This is a genomic window from Acidovorax sp. JG5, assembly GCF_017939685.1.
Taxonomy (GTDB): domain Bacteria; phylum Pseudomonadota; class Gammaproteobacteria; order Burkholderiales; family Burkholderiaceae_C; genus Acidovorax.
Genome location: NZ_JAGKSE010000064.1, coordinates 1 through 698, shown reverse-complemented (window position 1 = coordinate 698; position 698 = coordinate 1). Strand labels below are relative to the sequence as shown.

At 60.5% G+C, this 698-nt stretch carries 3 protein-coding genes; all 3 read right to left on the bottom strand.

The annotated features are described in order from the left end of the window. Positions 1-242, bottom strand: a 242-nt coding sequence (locus J8G26_RS19120) for a DUF1010 domain-containing protein (RefSeq protein ID WP_210570844.1), incomplete at its 3' end; no start/stop codon positions are given. A 56-nt stretch (positions 243-298) separates the two neighbouring features. Next, positions 299-544 carry a DUF1010 domain-containing protein gene (locus tag J8G26_RS19115; RefSeq protein WP_210570842.1) on the bottom strand — a complete coding sequence of 82 codons (246 nt, stop codon included), beginning with the start codon at positions 542-544 and terminating at the stop codon, positions 299-301. A 16-nt stretch (positions 545-560) separates the two neighbouring features. Then, on the bottom strand, positions 561-698 hold a 138-nt coding region (locus J8G26_RS19110), incomplete at its 5' end, for a DUF1010 domain-containing protein (protein WP_210570843.1).

Sequence of the window (698 nt, the reverse complement as noted above, 5' to 3'; positions counted from 1 at the left end):
CGCCGAAGGCGGGTCGGCTTGACTGCACAGTTAGACCCAGACGCCAAAACGAGAACCCCCCACTTGGCGACGGGCGCAAACCGTGAAAAAGCACTGCGCCACTGAAGCGGCGCAGTACTTGCAAAAAGATAGCTGGTAGCGAAAGCCCAGCAAGCGCTGCAGGCCCAAAAGGCTTGAACTGGCGCAACGCCCCAAGGCGAAGCCCGGCGAGAAACCCAAAACCCAACGAATAAACGCTTGATAAATGAAATGCAGGTGAATAAAGCATGGGATTCGATATTGCGGGTTTTACGCGGGACTAACGCCGAAAGTAAGCCGCCCGCCGAAGGCGGGTCGGCTTGACTGCACAGTTAGACCCGAAGGCCAAAAGGGAGCGCCCAGCCTTGAAGACGGGCGCGGCCCATGAAAAAGCGCTGGGCCACGGAAGCGGCGCAGCGCTGCAAGCATGATAGCTGGTGGCGCTTGACTGGCAAGCGCTGGAGGCCCAAAAGGCAGATAAGACTTTGGAACAGGGCGGAGCGCTGGAACGGGTGGCTGCGCGCATGAAGCGTGTGATGGGACTAACAGCCCAGATAAGCCGCCCGCCGTAGGCGGGTCGGCTTGAGCGCAGAGTTAGACCCGAAGGCCAAAAGGGAACGCCCTGCCTTGAAGAAGGGCGCAGCCCACGAAAAAGCGCTGGGCCACGGAAGCGGCGCAGC

Bases quoted from the DNA above. Each gene is read 5' to 3' on its own strand.
- J8G26_RS19115 (WP_210570842.1), bottom strand. From the start codon at position 544: ATGCGCGCAGCCACCCGTTCCAGCGCTCCGCCCTGTTCCAAAGTCTTA.